This window comes from Streptomyces flaveolus (genome assembly GCF_000716535.1).
In the GTDB taxonomy this organism is placed as follows: Bacteria; Actinomycetota; Actinomycetes; order Streptomycetales; family Streptomycetaceae; genus Streptomyces; species Streptomyces flaveolus_A.
The window spans coordinates 108,889-124,887 of the sequence record NZ_JNWV01000028.1 but is presented as its reverse complement, the minus strand read 5'-3'; the positions used below and the strand labels follow the sequence as shown (position 1 = coordinate 124,887).

Sequence of the window (15,999 nt, the reverse complement as noted above, 5' to 3'; positions counted from 1 at the left end):
ACTGTCATGTCTACGACATGACACCTCGCCGATCCCCCACCGGGAGGCCCCATGCTCCGCCGTACCCTGCGCGTCCTCACCGCCGCGCTCACCGCGGCCGTTCTCGCCCCGCTCGCGATCGCCACCGCGCCCGCCGCCTCCGCCGCCGACACCTGCGCGGTGAAGCCGAAGCCGGCGGGCAAGGTGCTCCAGGGCTACTGGGAGAACTGGGACGGCGCCGCCAACGGCGTCCACCCGCCCTTCGGCTGGACCCCGATCACCGACTCCCGCATCGCCGCCCACGGCTACAACGTGATCAACGCGGCCTTCCCGGTGATCCGCTCCGACGGCACGGCCCTGTGGGAGGACGGCATGGACGCCGGCGTGAAGGTGGCCACGCCGGCCGAGATGTGCGCGGCCAAGGCGTCCGGCCAGACGATCCTGTTGTCGATCGGCGGCGCGGCGGCCGGTATCGACCTCAGCTCCTCCACCGTGGCCGACCGCTTCGTCGCGACGATCGTGCCCATCCTGAAGAAGTACAACTTCGACGGCATCGACATCGACATCGAGACGGGCCTGGTCGGCAGCGGGAACATGGGCCAACTGTCGACGTCCCAGGCCAACCTGATCCGCATCATCGACGGGATCCTCGGGCAGATGCCGGCGGGCTTCGGCCTGACGATGGCCCCGGAGACGGCGTACGTCACCGGCGGCAGCGTCACCTACGGCTCCATCTGGGGCGCGTACCTGCCGATCATCAAGAAGTACGCGGACAACGGCCGGCTGTGGTGGCTGAACATGCAGTACTACAACGGCAGCATGTACGGCTGCTCCGGCGACTCCTACGCGGCCAGCACGGTGCAGGGCTTCACCGCCCAGACCGACTGCCTCAACAAGGGCCTGGTGGTGCAGGGCACGACGATCAAGGTGCCGTACGACAAGCAGGTGCCGGGCCTGCCCGCCCAGTCCGGCGCGGGCGGCGGCTACATGTCCCCGTCGCTGGTCTCCCAGGCCTGGAAGCACTACGGCACCTCGCTCAAGGGCCTGATGACGTGGTCGGTCAACTGGGACGGGTCGAAGAACTGGACCTTCGGCGACAACGTCAGGGCGCTCCAGGGCCGCTGAGCGGGGGCGGACACGCGAATGCCGGACGAGTCCGCGCTGGCGGCTCGCCCGGCATCCGGCGGTGTGACTAGGCGCCCACGAGGCGCTGGGCCAGGTAGCCCTCGATCTGGTCGAGCGACACGCGCTCCTGCTTCATGGAGTCACGCTCGCGGACGGTGACCGCGTTGTCCTCCAGCGTGTCGAAGTCGACGGTCACGCAGTACGGCGTACCGATCTCGTCCTGGCGGCGGTAGCGGCGGCCGATGGCGCCGGCGTCGTCGAACTCGATGTTCCAGTTCTGCCGCAGCGCCTGGGCGAGGCCCTTGGCCTTCGGGGACAGCTCGGGGTTCCGCGACAGGGGCAGCACGGCGACCTTCACCGGGGCCAGGCGGTGGTCCAGGCGCAGCACCGTGCGCTTCTCCATCTTGCCCTTGGCGTTCGGCGCCTCGTCCTCGACGTAGGCGTCGAGCAGGAAGGCCAGCATGGTGCGGCCGACACCCGCCGCCGGCTCGATGACGTACGGCGTCCAGCGCTCGCCGGCCTCCTGGTCGAAGTAGGAGAGGTCCTGGCCGGAGGCCTTGGAGTGCGCGCTGAGGTCGTAGTCGGTGCGGTTGGCGACACCCTCCAGCTCGCCCCACTCCGAGCCGCCGAACTGGAAGCGGTACTCGATGTCGGCGGTGCGCTTGGAGTAGTGGGAGAGCTTCTCCTTCGGGTGCTCGTACCAGCGCATGTTCTCCTCACGCAGGCCCAGGCCGGTGTACCAGTTCCAGCGCTGCTCCATCCAGTACTCCTGCCACTGCTCGTCCTCGCCCGGCTTGACGAAGAACTCCATCTCCATCTGCTCGAACTCGCGGGTGCGGAAGATGAAGTTGCCCGGCGTGATCTCGTTGCGGAACGACTTGCCCATCTGGGCGATGCCGAACGGCGGCTTGCGGCGCGAGGTGGTCTGCACCTGGGCGAAGTTGGTGAAGATGCCCTGGGCGGTCTCGGGGCGCAGGTAGGCGACGGAGCCGGAGTCCTGGGTCGGGCCGAGGTGCGTGGACAGCAGTCCCGAGAACTGCTTGGGCTCGGTGAACTGGCCCTTGTTGCCGCAGTTCGGGCAGTTGACGTCCGCGAGGCCGTTCGCCGGGGCGTGGCCCTTCTTCTCCTCGTACGCCTCCTCCAGGTGGTCGGCGCGGAACCGCTTGTGACACGCGGTGCACTCGGTCAGCGGGTCCGTGAAGGTGGCGACGTGGCCGGAGGCCACCCAGACCTCGGGGGCCAGGATGACGGACGAGTCGATACCGACGACGTCCTCGCGCGACGTCACCATGTAGCGCCACCACTGGCGCTTGATGTTCTCCTTGAGCTCGACACCCAGCGGTCCGTAGTCCCAGGCGGCACGCTGTCCGCCGTAGATCTCACTGCAGGGGAAAACGAAGCCACGGCGCTTGCTCAGGCTGACGATGGTGTCGATCTTGTCGGCGGCCACGGTGCTCTCTTCATTACGACGACGGGCGTTGAAGCGAGATGCTTCCAGCGAATGATTCAGGTTACCGGCGCAGGCTCCCCCACGACCAAATCGGCCCCTGCCCAGACCGTCTGACGAGCGTTGTTGACAACGGTTTCCATGTTTGTTGAAAATGACTGTCATGAACGTACGACGACGCACCCGGCCCCGCGCGCAGCGCCTCATACCCGCCGCCGCGGTCGCCGCGGCCACCGCCCTCGGGATCGGCACGCTGTCCGCCTGCTCCGGCGACAAGGCGGTCGCGGCCAACACGAGCAAGTTCGACGTCGTCGCGTCGTTCTATCCGATGACCTTCCTCGCCGAGCGGATCGGCGGGGACCACGTCCACGTCACCACCCTCACCTCGCCCGGCCAGGAGCCGCACGACCTGGAGATCAGCCCCCAGCAGATCGCCTCGCTCCAGGAGTCCGACGCGGTGCTGTACCTGAAGAACCTCCAGCCGTCCGTCGACGACGCGGTGGCCCAGTCCCCGGTCAAGACCAAGATCGACGCGGCCTCCCTGACCACGCTGGAGGACCACGGCAACGAGGTCGGCGGCCACGCGGCCGAGCACGACAGCCACGAGGGCGGGGAGTCCCCCGGCAAGGACCCGCACCTGTGGATCGACCCGGTGCGCTACGCCCAGGTCGCCGAGGGCGTCGGCAAGGCCTTCGAGAAGGCCGACCCGGAGCACGCCGCCGACTACAAGAAGAACACCGCCGCCCTGGTGAAGCAACTGAACGACCTGAACACCGAGTTCAAGGACGGCCTCGCGCACACCAGGAGCAAGGTCTTCATCACCACGCACGCCGCCTTCGGCTACCTCGCCGAGCGCTACGGCCTCACCGAGGAGGCCATCAACGGCCTCGACCCCGAGTCCGAGCCGAGCGCCGCCCGGGTCAGGGACCTGGAGAAGATGGCCGAGGCCGACGGCGTCTCCACGGTCTTCTACGAGACGCTCGTCAGCGACAGGACGGCCAAGACCATCGCCCACGACACCGGGCTGAAGACCGACGTCCTCGACCCGATCGAGGGCATCACCGGCAAGTCCCGCGGCAAGGACTACTTCGCGGTCCAGCGGGCCAACCTCAAGGCGCTCCAGCAGGCACTGGGCGCCAAGTGACAGGAGACGAGATGACCAGCGAGCCTGTCATAGCCCTGCGGAGGGTGACCGCCGAACTCGGCGCGCGCCCCGTGCTGCGCGGCATCGACCTCACCGTCGGCCGCGGCGAGGTCGTCGCGCTGCTCGGCGCGAACGGTTCCGGCAAGTCCACGGCGATCCGCACGATCATCGGCCAGGTGCCGGTGAGCGGCGGCACGATCGAGCTGTTCGGCACCCCGCGCCGGTCCTTCCGGGAGTGGGCGCGCGTGGGCTACGTACCGCAGCGGACGACGGCCGCGGGCGGGGTCCCGGCGACGGTCACCGAGATCGTCTCCTCGGGCCGCCTGTCCCGCACCCGCTTCGGCGTCTTCCGCAGGAGCGACCGGGAGGCCGTGCGCGCGGCCCTGGAGCTGGTCGGCATGGCGGACCGCGCCAAGGACTCCGTGAACGCCCTGTCCGGCGGCCAGCACCAGCGGGTGCTGATCGCCCGCGCGCTGGTCGCCGAGCCCGAGCTGCTGATCATGGACGAGCCGATGGCGGGCGTCGACCTGGCCAGCCAGGAGATCCTGGCGCGCACCCTGAGGCAGCAGGTCGAATCCGGTACGACGGTCCTGCTCGTGCTGCACGAGCTGGGTCCGCTGGAGCCCCTGATCGACCGGGCGGTCGTCCTGCGCGACGGCTGCGTGCTGCACGACGGCCCGCCCCCGCGCGCGGTCGGCCAGCACGCGCTGCCCGGCCACGACCACGTACACCCGCACGCTCCGGCGGGCGCCGAACCGATCCGCACGGGACTGCTGAGCTGATGGACTTCCTGAACTACGCCTTCATGCAGCGGGCGCTGCTGGCCGCCGTGCTGGTCGGCATCACCGCGCCCGCGATCGGCATCTACCTGGTCCAGCGCCGCCAGGCCCTGATGGGCGACGGCATCGGTCACGTGGCCATGACGGGCGTCGGCCTCGGCTTCCTGCTGTCCACGTCCCCCGTGTGGATGGCGACGGCCGTCTCCGTCCTCGGCGCGGTCCTGATGGAACTGATCCGCTGGTACGGCAAGACGCGCGGTGACATCGCCCTGGCCATGCTGTTCTACGGCGGTATGGCCGGCGGTGTGATGCTGATCAACCTCGCGCCGGGCGGCTCCACCGCCAACCTGGTGTCGTACCTGTTCGGCTCCCTGTCGACGGTGTCCGAGTCCGACGTGACCGCGATCTGCGAGCTCGCCGCGTTCGTCCTGCTGGTCACGCTCGGCCTGCGCCGCCAGTTGTTCGCGGTCAGCCAGGACGAGGAGTTCGCGCGGGTGACCGGCCTGCCGGTGCGCGTGCTGAACCTGCTGACCGCGGTCACCGCGGCCGTCACCGTGACGGTCGCCATGCGGGTCGTCGGCCTGCTGCTGGTGTCCGCGCTGATGGTCGTCCCCGTGGCGGCGGCGCAGCAGCTCAGCCGCAGCTTCACCGTCACGTTCGTGATCGCGGTGGCGATCGGCGTGGTGGTGGCCGTCAGCGGCACGGTCACGTCGTACTACCAGGACGTCCCGCCCGGCGCCACGATCGTCCTGCTGACCATCGCCGCGTTCATCGTGCTGACCGCGCTGGCCGGCCCGCTGGCCCGGCGACGCGCCCGTGCGGCCGCCGCGGCCCAGCCCGCCGGGGACCCCGCGGAGTGCGCGATTCCGGCCGCGCGGGGCGCCGCGGACGAGGTCGGCGTCTGACCGCCGACAGCCCGGGCCTGGCACAATGGCCCGGGCAGCAGCAGACGTGAGGAGGCAACGGTGACGACCGCTGGACCGCCCGTGAAGGGCCGCGCGACCCGCCAGCGTGCGGCCGTGGCGGCGGCCCTGGACGAGGTCGACGAGTTCCGCAGCGCGCAGGAACTGCACGACATGCTCAAGCACAAGGGCGACTCCGTCGGCCTGACCACGGTCTACCGCACCCTCCAGTCCCTCGCCGAGGCCGGCGAGGTCGACGTCCTGCGCACGTCCGACGGCGAGTCCGTCTACCGCCGCTGCTCCAGCGGCGAACACCACCACCACCTGGTCTGCCGCGCCTGCGGCAAGGCGGTGGAGGTGGAGGGCCCGGCGGTGGAGAAGTGGGCCGAGGCCATCGCCGCCGAGCACGGTTTCGTCAACGTGGCCCACACGGTGGAGATCTTCGGCACGTGTGCCGACTGCGCCGAGGGCTGCTCGCCGTAGCGGCTACGAGGTGCCGTCGCCCTTCATGGCGGCCTCCATGGCCAGCAGCTCCTCGTTCGGGACGGCGCCGCCGAAGCGGCGGTCGCGGGAGGCGAACTCGACGCAGGCCCGCCACAGGTCACGGCGGTCGAAGTCGGGCCACAGCACGTCCTGGAAGACCATCTCGGCGTACGCGCTCTGCCAGAGCAGGTAGTTGGACGTGCGCTGCTCGCCGCTCGGCCGCAGGAACAGGTCGACGTCCGGCATGTCCGGGTAGTACAGGTACTTCTGGATGGTCTTCTCGTTGACCTTGGACGGGTCGAGCCGGCCCGCCTTCACGTCCTCGGCGAGCCGCTGCGCGGCGTCGGCGATCTCCGCACGGCCGCCGTAGTTCATGCAGAAGTACAGGGTGAGCAGGTCGTTGCCCTTGGTCTGCTCCTGGGCGACCTGGAGCTCCTTCGCCACCGACTTCCACAGCTTGGGCATCCGGCCCACCCAGCGCACCCGGACGCCCAGCTCGTCGAGCTGGGCGCGGGTCTTGCGGATGAAGTCGCGGTTGAAGTTCATCAGGAAGCGGACCTCGTCGGGCGACCGCTTCCAGTTCTCGGTGGAGAAGGCGTACAGGGAGATGTTGCGGACGCCGATCTCGATGGAGCCCTGGAGCACGTCCAGCACCCGCTCGGCGCCGACCTTGTGCCCCTCTGTGCGCGGCAGCCCCCGCTCCTTGGCCCACCGCCCGTTGCCGTCCATGACGATCGCCACGTGGTTCGGGACCAGCTCACCCGGGAGCTTGGGCGCGCGGGCACCGGACGGGTGCGGCTCCGGCGCCTTGTACTCGCGCCGCTGGCGCCCCAGGATCCCGCGTACGACCATGTCCTTCTCGTCTCCTCGACCGTGCCGTGCTTACTTCTCTACGTACCGCAGGGAGCGCAACCCGCGCTCCAGATGCCAGTGCAGGTAGGCGGACACCAGCCCGCTGCCCTCGCGGACGTACCGCGCCTCGCACGCGTCCGCCGTCTCCCAGTCTCCCGTAAGCAGCGCCCCCAGCAGCACCAGGGTCTGCGGGGACGGTACGACGCTGCCGGGCACCCGGCAGTCCCCGCAGACGGAGCCGCCGGACGCCACGGAGAAGAACCGGTTCGGGCCGGGCATCCCGCACTTCGCGCAGTCGCCGAAGCTGGGCGCGTAGCCGTTGACGGCGAGGGAGCGCAGCAGGAAGGCGTCGAGGACGAGGTGCGGCGCGTGCTCGCCCCGGGCGAGCGTGCGCAGGGCCCCGACCAGGAGCAGGTACTGCTGGACGGCCGGCTCGCCCTCGTGGTCCGTGAACCGCTCGGCCGTCTCCAGCATGGCGGTCCCGGCGGTGTAGCGCGCGTAGTCGGTGACGATGCCGCCGCCGTAGGGAGCGATGGTCTCGCTCTGGGTGCACAGCGGCAGCCCACGCCCGATCAGCTCGCTGCCCCGTGCGAAGAACTGCACGTCGACGTGGGAGAAGGGTTCGAGCCGGGCGCCGAACTTGGACTTCGTACGCCGCACGCCCCGGGCGACGGCCCGGACCCGGCCGTGGCCGCGCGTGAGCAGCGTGATGATCCGGTCCGCTTCTCCCAGCTTCTGGGTGCGCAGCACGATGCCGTCGTCGCGGAACAGACTCATGGCTCCATTCTCGCCCATGCCGGGGGCGGTGCTGCCGCACGTGTTGGTGCCACCACTACTTTGCGTACGCACTTGTTACGGGTTGTCGGGGGACCAAGGATGGAGGCATGCCCTCGTCGACAGATTCCGTCAGTCGCGTCAGCCGCGTCAGCGGCGTCAACCAGGTCAACCAGGTCAACCAGGTCAGCCATGAGGAGTTCCGGGCCACGCTGGGCCGGTTCACCACTGGTGTCGTCGCGGTGACCGCGGTTCGCGCGGGCGATGCCGCACCGGTCGGTCTCGCGGTGAACTCCTTCACCTCGGTGTCCCTCGACCCCGCGCTCGTTCTCTTCTGCATCGCCCGGACGAGCACCAGTTGGCCGCGGGTCCGGGCCGCGGAACGCTTCTGCGTCAACATCCTCGGCGCGGACCAGCGGGAGCTGAGCAGCCGCCTGGCCGCGAGCGGCGCCGACAAGTTCCGGGGCGTCCGGTGGAGCACCACACCGGCCGGGACGCCCGTGCTGGACGGCGCCATCGGCTGGCTGGAGTGCTCGGTGGAGGCCGAGCACCCGGCAGGGGACCACGACGTGGTCATCGCCCGTGTCCACCGGCTCAGCAGCCGGGAGGACGGGGCGCCGCTGATCTTCTACCGCGGGTCGTACGAGCGGCTGGCCGCCTGACGCCGGGCTGGGCTGGAGCGGCCCGATCATCGCCGTCCGTCGTTCTCCGGTACCTGCCGGACCAACAGTTAGTGGGTTGACCCTTCATGACACAGAGCACCGGTTCCCCCGGGCCCCTCGGAGTCGGCATCGTCGGTCTCAGCGCCGACGGCGGCTGGGGTGCCCGCGGGCACCTGCCCGCGCTCGCCGCGGTGGAAGGATTCGAGCTGCGCGGTCTGACGGCGTCCTCTGCGGAGGCCGCGCGGCGCTCCGCCGAGAAGTACGGGGTGCCGCTGGCCTTCACCGACGTCGCCGAGCTGGCCGCCCACGACGACATCGACCTCGTCGTGGTGGCGGTGAAGGTGCCCCGGCACCGTGAACTGATCGAGCCCGCGCTGGAGGCGGGCACGATGGTGCTGAGCGAGTGGCCGCTGGCCGTCGGCCCCGAGGAGGCCCAGGCGCTGGCCGCGCTCGCCGAGCGGCGCGGGGTGCGCACCGCGGTGGGTCTGCAGTCCCGTTCCGCCCCGGCCGTGCGGTACCTGCGGGACCTGATCGCCCAGGGGTACGTGGGCGAGGTGCTGTCCACGACCCTGGTGGGCTCCGGCGGCGGCTGGGGGCCGGTCGTGGGCTCCCGCGGCGCGTACACGGCCGACCGCGCCAACGGGGCCACGCTGATGACGATCCCGTTCGGGCACACCCTGGACGCGCTGACGATGTGTCTGTCGGGCTTCGCCGGGCTCACGGCCACCACGGCCACGCGCCGCGGCAAGGTGCGCGTCGCGGAGACCGGGGAGTCGCTGCCGCAGACCGCCGAGGACCAGATCGCCGTGTCCGGTGTGCTGGAGAGCGGCGCGGTCGCCTCCCTGCACTACCGGGGCGGTTCCAGCCGGTCCACCAACCTCCTGTGGGAGATCAACGGCACCGAGGGCGACCTGGTGGTCACCGGGGACACCGGGCACCTCCAGTTCGGCCAGTTCACCCTCCGCGGCGCCCGGGGCGACGAGGAGCTGTCCGTGCTGCCCGTCCCCGACGAGTACCAGCTCGTGCGCGGGGTGAGCGGGCCGGCGTCGCCGGTCGCGCATGCCTACGCCCAGTTGCGCACCGACATCGAGGAGGGCACCCGGACCGTGCCCGACTTCCGGCACGCGGTCGGGCACCACCGGCTCCTGGACCGGATCGCGCGCGCCGCCGAGACGGGCGTCCGTCAGTAACGGCACCGCACGCACGACAAGTCCCCCGGGCCGTCGGGCCCGGGGGACCGCGCCGTGCGCCGGGGCGGGTCAGGGTGCCGTGCGGTCGCCGGCGAGCAGCGTCCGGCAGGCGCCCACCAGGCGCGCGGAGACGTCCTCGGCGTGGTCGAAGAGGTAGAAGTGCCCGCCGGGCCAGAGGTGACAGCCCATCGGCCGCCGGGTGTACGCCGACCAGCGGCGGAGCAGGTGCGGGGGAGCCAGCGGGTCGTCCTCGCCGCCGAACACCGACAGGGCCGTCCGCAGCGGCGGGCCGTCGACGTACCGGTAGCTGCCGACCACCTCCAGGTCCTGGCGCACGGTCCGGGCCACGAGTTCGGCGAGGGCGGTGCGGCGGTCGGCCCCGGCGGGTGTGCCGCCCAGGCCGTGCAGGTACCGGAGCACGCGGTGGGCCGGCCAGCCGGCCGGGGCGGCGGCGTGGGCTCCGCCCCCGCCGGCGGGCGGCGGGACGGCCGAGACCCCGAGCCAGCAGGGGCCGCGGGCCTCGGCCTCCAGCCGCCGTACCAGCTCGAACGCCAGCAGGGCTCCCATGCTGTGGCCGAAGACGGCGTAGGGGCCGGTGAGTTCGGGCCGCAGCGCGCCGCACAGATGGTCCACGGCCTCGCGGGCGGTACGGCACCGGGAGCGGGCGCGGTCCAGCAGCCGGCCCGGCAGGTCCGCGCCGAGCACCCGCCACTGGCGCGGCAGATGGGGCAGGAGCGGCGCGAAGCCCCGGGCGGAGCCGCCCGCGTGGTGCAGCAGCACCAGGGTGAAGGGCGGCTCCTGGCCGGACGGGGTGGTGACGTCGTAGACGGGCATGTCAGGCGACCAGCTCTCCGAGGAAGGTGTCCTGCTTGCCCAGGGGCATGGGCTTCTCCTTGTACAGGCAGTCCATGGGGAGCCAGTGCACTCTCAGCCGGGCTCCAGCGGGCTGGTCCCGCAGCGCGGCGGCGGCCGTGTGGCGAGGGCCGCAGGGCACGTCGTGGAGGGTCCACCGGGCGGGGTGCCGGCCGCTGTCGGCACCGAGGTAGTCGGCGGACAGGTCCCGGGCGAGCCCGGTGCCGATGCCCTTGAGGTAGGCCTCCTTGCGCGTCCAGAGCTGTCCGAAGGCGACGGCGCCGACGCCGTCGGGGCGGGCGAGCAGTTCGCTCCGCTCGTCGGGGTGCAGCGCGGGGGTGCACACGCGGACGGTGTCGCGGGAGGGGATCTTCTCGACGTCCACGCCGATCGGCACGGTGGACACACCGATGAGGGCCATGCCCGCGCTGTGGGACAGCGAGAAGTGCAGCGGGGACCCGGGCACTTCGAGTACGGGTCTGCCGTGCGGCTCCCCGCAGCAGGGGCAGGGGGCCCGGCCGAAGCGGAGCTGTCGCGGCCCGGTGTCCAGGTAGGCGCCGAGCAGCCGGCGCAGCGCGATGTGGACGGACGAGTACAGGAGGCGGCCGGCCTCGCGGCGGCAGCTGCCGGCCCGCTGCCGTTCGGCCTCGTCGAGTTCGGTCAGGTCGAGCTCGCCGGTGCAGGTGCCGAGCCGGGGCTGGCGCAGCAGCCACAGATCGGCGTCGCCCGCGGCGGGGATGGAGAGTTTCACGCTGACAGGGCTCCTGCCGTGGTCGCGCCGAGCAGGTCCACGAGACGCAGGGCCAGGACGTGGGTGTTCTCGGCTCGCAGGATCGTGGGGAGGTCGGGTGCGACGCCGAGGGCCGCCCGGATCCGCCGTTGCAGCTCCAGGCCGGTCATGGAGCCGACGCCGAGGTCGGTCATCGTCTGGTGCCGGTCGACCTTCCCGGCCGGGCAGCGCAGGACGCGGCCGATCTCCTGGCGCAGGTAGTCGCCGAGCAGGCGCTCCTGCCGGGCGGGGCTCGCCGCCGCCAGTTCGGGGCGGGTGGGCGGGGTCACGTGGGCCGGGAGGGCGTCGTCGTCGGGTGCGCCGGACTCGTCCGGGTCGCCGGGGGCGGTCCGGAACCAGTCGAGCAGTGCCTGATCCACTGTGCCGCAACCTCCGTTTCAGGGTGTCGGTGAGCGATGCGCCGCCGCGTCCGGGACGGACACGGCGGCGCATCCGGGGGTCGGTGCCGCTGTGCGTCAGGCCGCGGTGGCGGCCGCCTGCGCGGGCAGTTCATGGGCGAAGCCGCAGCGCAGCCGGACGCCGGCCAGGCCCGCCTTGATCTCGACGCTGCGCCAGATGCCGCCGCGCAGGGGCAGCAGCCGCTTGCCGGTGAGGGCGGCCTCGGCGGCGATCGGCGCGTCCGGGCGGCCTGGCACCGGGGAGCCGTCCTGCGGCGCCTCCAGGACCGTCTGCATCATCCACAGGGTGTTGCTCTCCGCCCGGCTGATCGAGTCCAGCTCGTACATCAGGACCTGGACGAGCTGGAGGTTGACCACGAAGGCGTCGATGAGGGAGACGGACGGCTGGGTGTCGCCCTCGATGCCCTCCCGGCCGCCGTCCGGCTCCGGGGCGAAGTGCACGTCGGCCCGGGCCGCGAGGGCGTCCAGGTCGACGCGGACGTCACGGATGAAGTGCCGCCGGTTCTTGAACCCCTCGCCCCAGAAGCGTTCCGTGCCGGGGCCGAGCGCCTTCTCCAGGCTCTCGTGGCGCGCCTCCTCCACGGTGCGGGTGGCGATGTCGTGCTCGATCTCGCACCGCACGCGCAGGTTGCCCACGGTGCAGTCGTGCACGGACAGGTGCCGTGCGGACGGCCCGGGGAGCTCCTCGGTCCGCACCAGACGGGCCGCGAGCGGGATGTCCGTCAGCTCCTCCTGGGGGGCGCCGCCGGCCCGCAGGACGACCTTGCGCAACCGCATCCGGGTCCGGGCCGCGCCGTCGAGTCCGTAGCCGTGGGCGAGGTGGAGTTCGGCGAGCTGGACGCCGAGGACGAGCGCGTCGACGGTGCTCAGGTGGGGCCGCAGGTCGGTACCGTCCTTCTTGCGGGACCAGTCGGCGGGATAGGTGACGTCCACCGTGGCCCGCACGCCCGCGTCGGGGGCGTCGGCCGGGGTGACGACGACGTCCCTGACCTGGTATCCGGCGCGCTGGTAGCCGCGGGAGAAGAAGCGGGTCTCGCTCGGGCCGAGGTAGTCGTCGATGGACGTGAGCGACAGCTGCTGGCCGGTTCCCACGGTCACACCCCCGCCGAGGCGGCGCGTATCGCCTCTTCGTAGACGTCGATCAGTTCGCCGACGGTGCGGACGTCGGTGATGGAGCGGTCCTCGCCGAAGGGGTCGACGCCGAGTTCGGCCTCGAGCTGGAGCAACAGCTGTGCCAGCAGCAGGGAGTTGAGGCCGGCCGTCAGCAGCGGGTCGTCCAGGGAGTAGCCGGTGCCGCCCTCCTCGTCGAGCAGGACGCTGTCGATCTCGCGCTGGACGGCTGCCCTGACGTCGGACGTCCGCGTGTTGTTCAGCATGTGATGCCTCCATCGATGACAAGGGTGTGTCCGGTGATGAACCGGGCCTCGGGCGAGGCGAGGAAGAGGACCGCCTCGGCGATCTCGTCCACGGTTCCCAGGCGGCCCAGCGGGGTGCGGTGCTGGATCTTCTCCCGGTTGGCCGAGGTGACGTCCGCGGTCATGTCGCTGTCGAAGAAGCCGGGCGTGACGGTGTTGACCCGGATGCCCAGGGGCCCGAGTTCGCGGGCCAGGGCGCGGCCGAGCCCTTCGAGGCCGGCCTTGGCCGCGGCGTACACGGCGACGCCCCGGTAGCCGCGGATGGCGTTGATGGACGAGACGTTGACGATGGTGCCGCTGCCCGTCCGCGTCATGACGCGGGCGCAGGCCTGGGCCAGGTGCATGGGCGCCAGGAGGTTCGCGCCGACGAGGTCGTTCATCCGGGCGGGGGCGCCGGTCAGGAAGAGCTCCTGGTGGAGCACGCCCGCGTTGTTGACCAGCAGGTCGATCCGGCCGAAGCGGCGCGCGCTGTCGCGGGCGAACTCCCGCAGCCCGGTGAAGTCCGTCAGGTCGGCGGCCGCCCAGTGGAAGGAGTCCGGGTGCTTGCCGGCCATCGCCTCGGTGAACTCGTTGGGCCTGCGGCTGAAGGTGGCCACGCGCCGGCCGTCGGCGAGGAGCCGTTCGACCAGGACCCGGCCCAGTCCCCGGCTGCCGCCGCTGACGACGGCGACGGGGGCGTCGGGGCCGTCGGCCGCGGAGCCGGAGGGGCCGGTGGCCGGGTTCACGCGGCGCTCCGGATCTTCTTGAAGCGGTCGGAGTGCTGGTCGTCGTCGGTGATCTCGACGAGCAGCGGCACCTTGTAGGCCTCCAGCCGCCGGCTGCAGTACGTGCGGACGCGGCGGGCCACTTCCCGCGGGTCCGCCGGCTCGGTGAGCTTCACCCTGGCCTGCACCACCTGGCCGGTGATGTGGCTGTGCCGGCCGGAGACCGTGGCGTCGGCGATGATGTCCATCTCCAGCAGGACGTTCTCGACCTCGCTGGGGTAGACCTTCTCCCCGGCCACGTTGATGATCTCGGACTTGCGGCCGAGGATGCGGACGTAGTCGCCGTCGGTCTCCACCGCGTCCTGGGTGTTGAAGTACCCCTCCTCGTCGAAGGGCGCGGGGGCGTTGAGGTAACCGAGCATGGCCATGTCGGAGCGGATCCACAGGATGCCGTCGCGGATCCGGTACTCGAAGCCCTCGCCGCCGAGCTTCACCCAGAGGCTGTCGTTGTCGCGGGACCGGGTGGACAGGATGCCTAGCTCGGACAGGCCGTAGGTCTGCTTCAGGCGGACGCCGGGCAGCGTCGCGTCGAGCCGCTGCAGCACCCCGAGCGGCATGGGCTCGGTGCCGTAGGTGATCAGTTGCAGGGAGCTGAGGTCGTGGCGCGTGTAGGCGCGCGAGATGAGCAGCATGTTCAGGAACGTGGGCGTGGTGGGCAGCACCTGGATCCGGTGGGCGGCGATCGCGGCGCACACGGTGTCGGGGGTGCGGTCGTCGATGGTGGCCAGCGCCCCGCCCTGGCTGAGGGTGTGCAGCAGCGTGTTGATGCCGCCGATGTGGTCCAGGTTGAGGAAGCCGAGGGTCCGCTTGGGCTTGCGGGCCTCCCCGTACTTGCCCAGCACCTTGGCGAAGTCGAGGACCGTCGCCTTGCTGCGGCCGGTGGTGCCGGAGCTGAACAGCACGAGGCCGGGGGTCCGCGCCGCGCGCAGCCGGCCGTACAGTTCGTGGTCGGCCGTACGGCCGGTGGCCTCGAACCGGTGCCGGCCGCCCAGGGCGTCGACGGTGATGGCGGCTTCCACCTCGGCGATGTCCAGGAATTCCGACCGCTTGGCGGGGGGCAGCCGGGTCAGGGGTACGACGATGGCGCCGCGGTCGATCAGGGCGAGCAGTCCGGCGCAGGCCTCGACGCTGCTTGCTCCCTCCAGGGCGACCACCTGTCCGGGCCGCACCTCCTGCGCGTCGAGGAAGGCCTTCCACCGGTCGGTCAGTCTCAGCAACTGGGCGTAGCTGTGGCTCCGGCCGTCGAAGACGATCGCGTCGGCGTCACCGAAGCTGTGCATCCGTTCGAAGAACCAGGCAGTCATGCGGTCTCCGGCATCTCGTAGCGGGCGGGTGGGGTGGAGGCGAAGGACGAGCAGGGGGAGTTGAAGGTGGGGCGGGTACGGGCCCCGGCGGTGCCGGGGCCCGTCCGCGGCAGCGGCAGCGCGGGCGGGGGAAGGGTGCCGGGCAGCAGCGGCCACCCGTGGGCGCGCGCCGAGGTGCGCAGCCGCTCGTCCCCTCCGACGACCACGGCGGAGCCGACGGCCTTGAACATCGGCAGGTCGGAGATGTGGTCGCCGTACGCGACGCAGTCACCGGGGGCGACACCGTGCCGGGCGAGGACGGTACGGACGGCCTCGGCCTTGGCGGCGCCGATCATCGGCGGGCCCTTGAGGTCGCCGGTGTAGCGCCCGTGCAGGATGTCCGGCTCGGTGCACCAGACTTCCTCGACGCCCAGGTCGGCGGCGATCGGCCGGAGCGGCGCCGGGAACGACCCGGACACCAGGACGACGTGGTCGCCCTGCTCCTGATGGCGGCGCAGCGCGGCCAGGGCCGGCTCGTGGTAGTAGCCGCCGGTGGACAGCTCGGCCGCGAACCACGCGTCGGCCACGCCGGCGAGCACGGCGGCGTCCACTCCCTGCAGACCGCTGAAGTAGGCCCGGTTGGTGGCCTCCCTCGGGCAGCCGATCGCGGCCATGGCCTTCAGCTCGCGACGCCGCTCCTCGTACACGCGCGGCGGGTGGCCCATGGCGGCGAGGTAGAAGGCGAGGAGACGGAACATGCTGCCGGACGTGGTCAGGGTGCCGTCCACGTCGAAGAAGGCGAGTCGCGTGCGGTTCATGGGTCGGTACGCTCCTGAGGTCTGGGGGCGAACGGGCCGGCCGCGCGCCGAGATGTCCTCCACCCGCTTTCCGGGGCTGCGCTCACATTTCCGTTGACGGCCCGGTTTTCCTCGGCCGGAGGGAATTCGGCCGGCAGGCGGAAGAAGACGCCGCAGGCCGTTCCGGCGCGCTGCCGGGCGAGTCGGCCAGGGTTCTGCCGGATCCATGAGCACCGCCCACGGCGATGTTCTGGCTCATGTCAGGAATCATTTCACCGGCGGCCTCCCGGCCCCAGACTTCAATGTCACCGGCTTCCCCGACGCCATCACCGAAGATGCTGCCGCCCGCACCAACATGTTCGT

At 71.6% G+C, this 15,999-nt stretch carries 18 protein-coding genes; 7 read left to right on the top strand and 11 right to left on the bottom strand.

Features of this window, described 5'->3' with window-relative positions; all coding sequences use genetic code 11:
- Window positions 1-51 precede the first annotated feature (51 nt).
- Complete coding sequence (locus OO52_RS28965) at window positions 52-1,104, top strand: chitinase (RefSeq protein ID WP_030652475.1); 1,053 nt, start codon at window positions 52-54, stop codon at window positions 1,102-1,104.
- A 67-nt stretch (window positions 1,105-1,171) separates the two neighbouring features.
- Here the strand turns inward: OO52_RS28965 and OO52_RS28960 are convergent, their stop codons facing one another.
- Window positions 1,172-2,554, bottom strand: a complete 1,383-nt coding sequence (locus OO52_RS28960) for a glycine--tRNA ligase (protein ID WP_030652477.1) — start codon at window positions 2,552-2,554, stop codon at window positions 1,172-1,174.
- A 160-nt stretch (window positions 2,555-2,714) separates the two neighbouring features.
- On the opposite strand from OO52_RS28960, the gene OO52_RS28955 reads away from it, so the two are divergent.
- The 4 genes from OO52_RS28955 to OO52_RS28940 are packed head-to-tail and all read left to right on the top strand — an operon-like array spanning window position 2,715 to window position 5,859.
- Window positions 2,715-3,695, top strand: coding sequence for a metal ABC transporter substrate-binding protein (locus tag OO52_RS28955; RefSeq protein ID WP_030652480.1), 981 nt, complete (start codon window positions 2,715-2,717; stop codon window positions 3,693-3,695).
- 11 nt (window positions 3,696-3,706) lie between these two features.
- On the top strand, window positions 3,707-4,477 hold the full coding sequence (locus tag OO52_RS28950) for a metal ABC transporter ATP-binding protein (protein ID WP_030652482.1): 771 nt from the start codon (window positions 3,707-3,709) through the stop codon (window positions 4,475-4,477).
- On the top strand, window positions 4,477-5,379 hold the full coding sequence (locus tag OO52_RS28945) for a metal ABC transporter permease (RefSeq protein WP_030652485.1): 903 nt from the start codon (window positions 4,477-4,479) through the stop codon (window positions 5,377-5,379). The genes OO52_RS28950 and OO52_RS28945 overlap by 1 nt, the downstream gene beginning before the upstream one ends.
- A 60-nt stretch (window positions 5,380-5,439) precedes the next feature.
- Window positions 5,440-5,859 carry a Fur family transcriptional regulator gene (locus OO52_RS28940; RefSeq protein WP_030652488.1) on the top strand — a complete coding sequence of 140 codons (420 nt, stop codon included), beginning with the start codon at window positions 5,440-5,442 and terminating at the stop codon, window positions 5,857-5,859.
- 3 nt (window positions 5,860-5,862) lie between these two features.
- On the opposite strand, the gene OO52_RS28935 is transcribed toward OO52_RS28940, so the two are convergent.
- Both OO52_RS28935 and recO read right to left on the bottom strand, forming a co-directional pair.
- The gene (locus OO52_RS28935; RefSeq protein WP_030652491.1) at window positions 5,863-6,711 is read right to left on the bottom strand and encodes an isoprenyl transferase; all 849 of its coding nucleotides are present in this window, start codon (window positions 6,709-6,711) and stop codon (window positions 5,863-5,865) included.
- Between the two features lie 30 nt (window positions 6,712-6,741).
- Complete coding sequence (gene recO / locus OO52_RS28930) at window positions 6,742-7,488, bottom strand: DNA repair protein RecO (RefSeq protein ID WP_030652494.1); 747 nt, start codon at window positions 7,486-7,488, stop codon at window positions 6,742-6,744.
- Window positions 7,489-7,595: 107 nt separating this feature from the next.
- Here recO and OO52_RS28925 point away from each other — a divergent pair, with 107 nt between their 5' ends.
- Together OO52_RS28925 and OO52_RS28920 are read left to right on the top strand one after the other, a co-directional pair.
- A complete protein-coding gene (locus tag OO52_RS28925) occupies window positions 7,596-8,147 on the top strand; it encodes a flavin reductase family protein (protein WP_030652499.1) in 552 nt (183 codons plus the stop codon).
- Between the two features lie 86 nt (window positions 8,148-8,233).
- A complete protein-coding gene (locus OO52_RS28920; protein ID WP_030652502.1) occupies window positions 8,234-9,337 on the top strand; it encodes a Gfo/Idh/MocA family protein in 1,104 nt (367 codons plus the stop codon).
- A gap of 69 nt (window positions 9,338-9,406) precedes the next feature.
- Here OO52_RS28920 and OO52_RS28915 read toward each other — a convergent pair whose 3' ends face one another.
- From OO52_RS28915 to OO52_RS28880, 8 genes are all read right to left on the bottom strand, one after another.
- Window positions 9,407-10,171: a thioesterase II family protein gene (locus OO52_RS28915; RefSeq protein ID WP_030652505.1), complete on the bottom strand. Its 765-nt coding sequence runs from the start codon at window positions 10,169-10,171 to the stop codon at window positions 9,407-9,409.
- A 1-nt stretch (window position 10,172) separates the two neighbouring features.
- Window positions 10,173-10,940 (bottom strand): 4'-phosphopantetheinyl transferase family protein, encoded by a 768-nt coding sequence (locus OO52_RS28910; protein WP_030652508.1) that lies wholly within the window; start codon window positions 10,938-10,940, stop codon window positions 10,173-10,175.
- Window positions 10,937-11,338 carry an acyl carrier protein gene (locus OO52_RS28905; RefSeq protein WP_030652511.1) on the bottom strand — a complete coding sequence of 134 codons (402 nt, stop codon included), beginning with the start codon at window positions 11,336-11,338 and terminating at the stop codon, window positions 10,937-10,939. Before OO52_RS28905 ends, OO52_RS28910 begins: the two co-directional genes overlap by 4 nt.
- A 96-nt stretch (window positions 11,339-11,434) precedes the next feature.
- Entirely contained in the window at window positions 11,435-12,469 is a 1,035-nt protein-coding gene (locus OO52_RS28900) for an AvrD family protein (protein ID WP_030652514.1), read from the bottom strand.
- Between the two features lie 2 nt (window positions 12,470-12,471).
- Window positions 12,472-12,753, bottom strand: a complete 282-nt coding sequence (locus OO52_RS28895; RefSeq protein ID WP_030652517.1) for a phosphopantetheine-binding protein — start codon at window positions 12,751-12,753, stop codon at window positions 12,472-12,474.
- Window positions 12,747-13,517: an SDR family NAD(P)-dependent oxidoreductase gene (locus OO52_RS28890; RefSeq protein ID WP_030938671.1), complete on the bottom strand. Its 771-nt coding sequence runs from the start codon at window positions 13,515-13,517 to the stop codon at window positions 12,747-12,749. The genes OO52_RS28895 and OO52_RS28890 overlap by 7 nt, the downstream gene beginning before the upstream one ends.
- Window positions 13,514-14,860 (bottom strand): class I adenylate-forming enzyme family protein, encoded by a 1,347-nt coding sequence (locus OO52_RS28885; protein ID WP_030657099.1) that lies wholly within the window; start codon window positions 14,858-14,860, stop codon window positions 13,514-13,516. Before OO52_RS28885 ends, OO52_RS28890 begins: the two co-directional genes overlap by 4 nt.
- The gene (locus tag OO52_RS28880) at window positions 14,857-15,657 is read right to left on the bottom strand and encodes an HAD family hydrolase (RefSeq protein WP_030657098.1); all 801 of its coding nucleotides are present in this window, start codon (window positions 15,655-15,657) and stop codon (window positions 14,857-14,859) included. The genes OO52_RS28885 and OO52_RS28880 overlap by 4 nt, the downstream gene beginning before the upstream one ends.
- Window positions 15,658-15,999 lie beyond the last annotated feature (342 nt).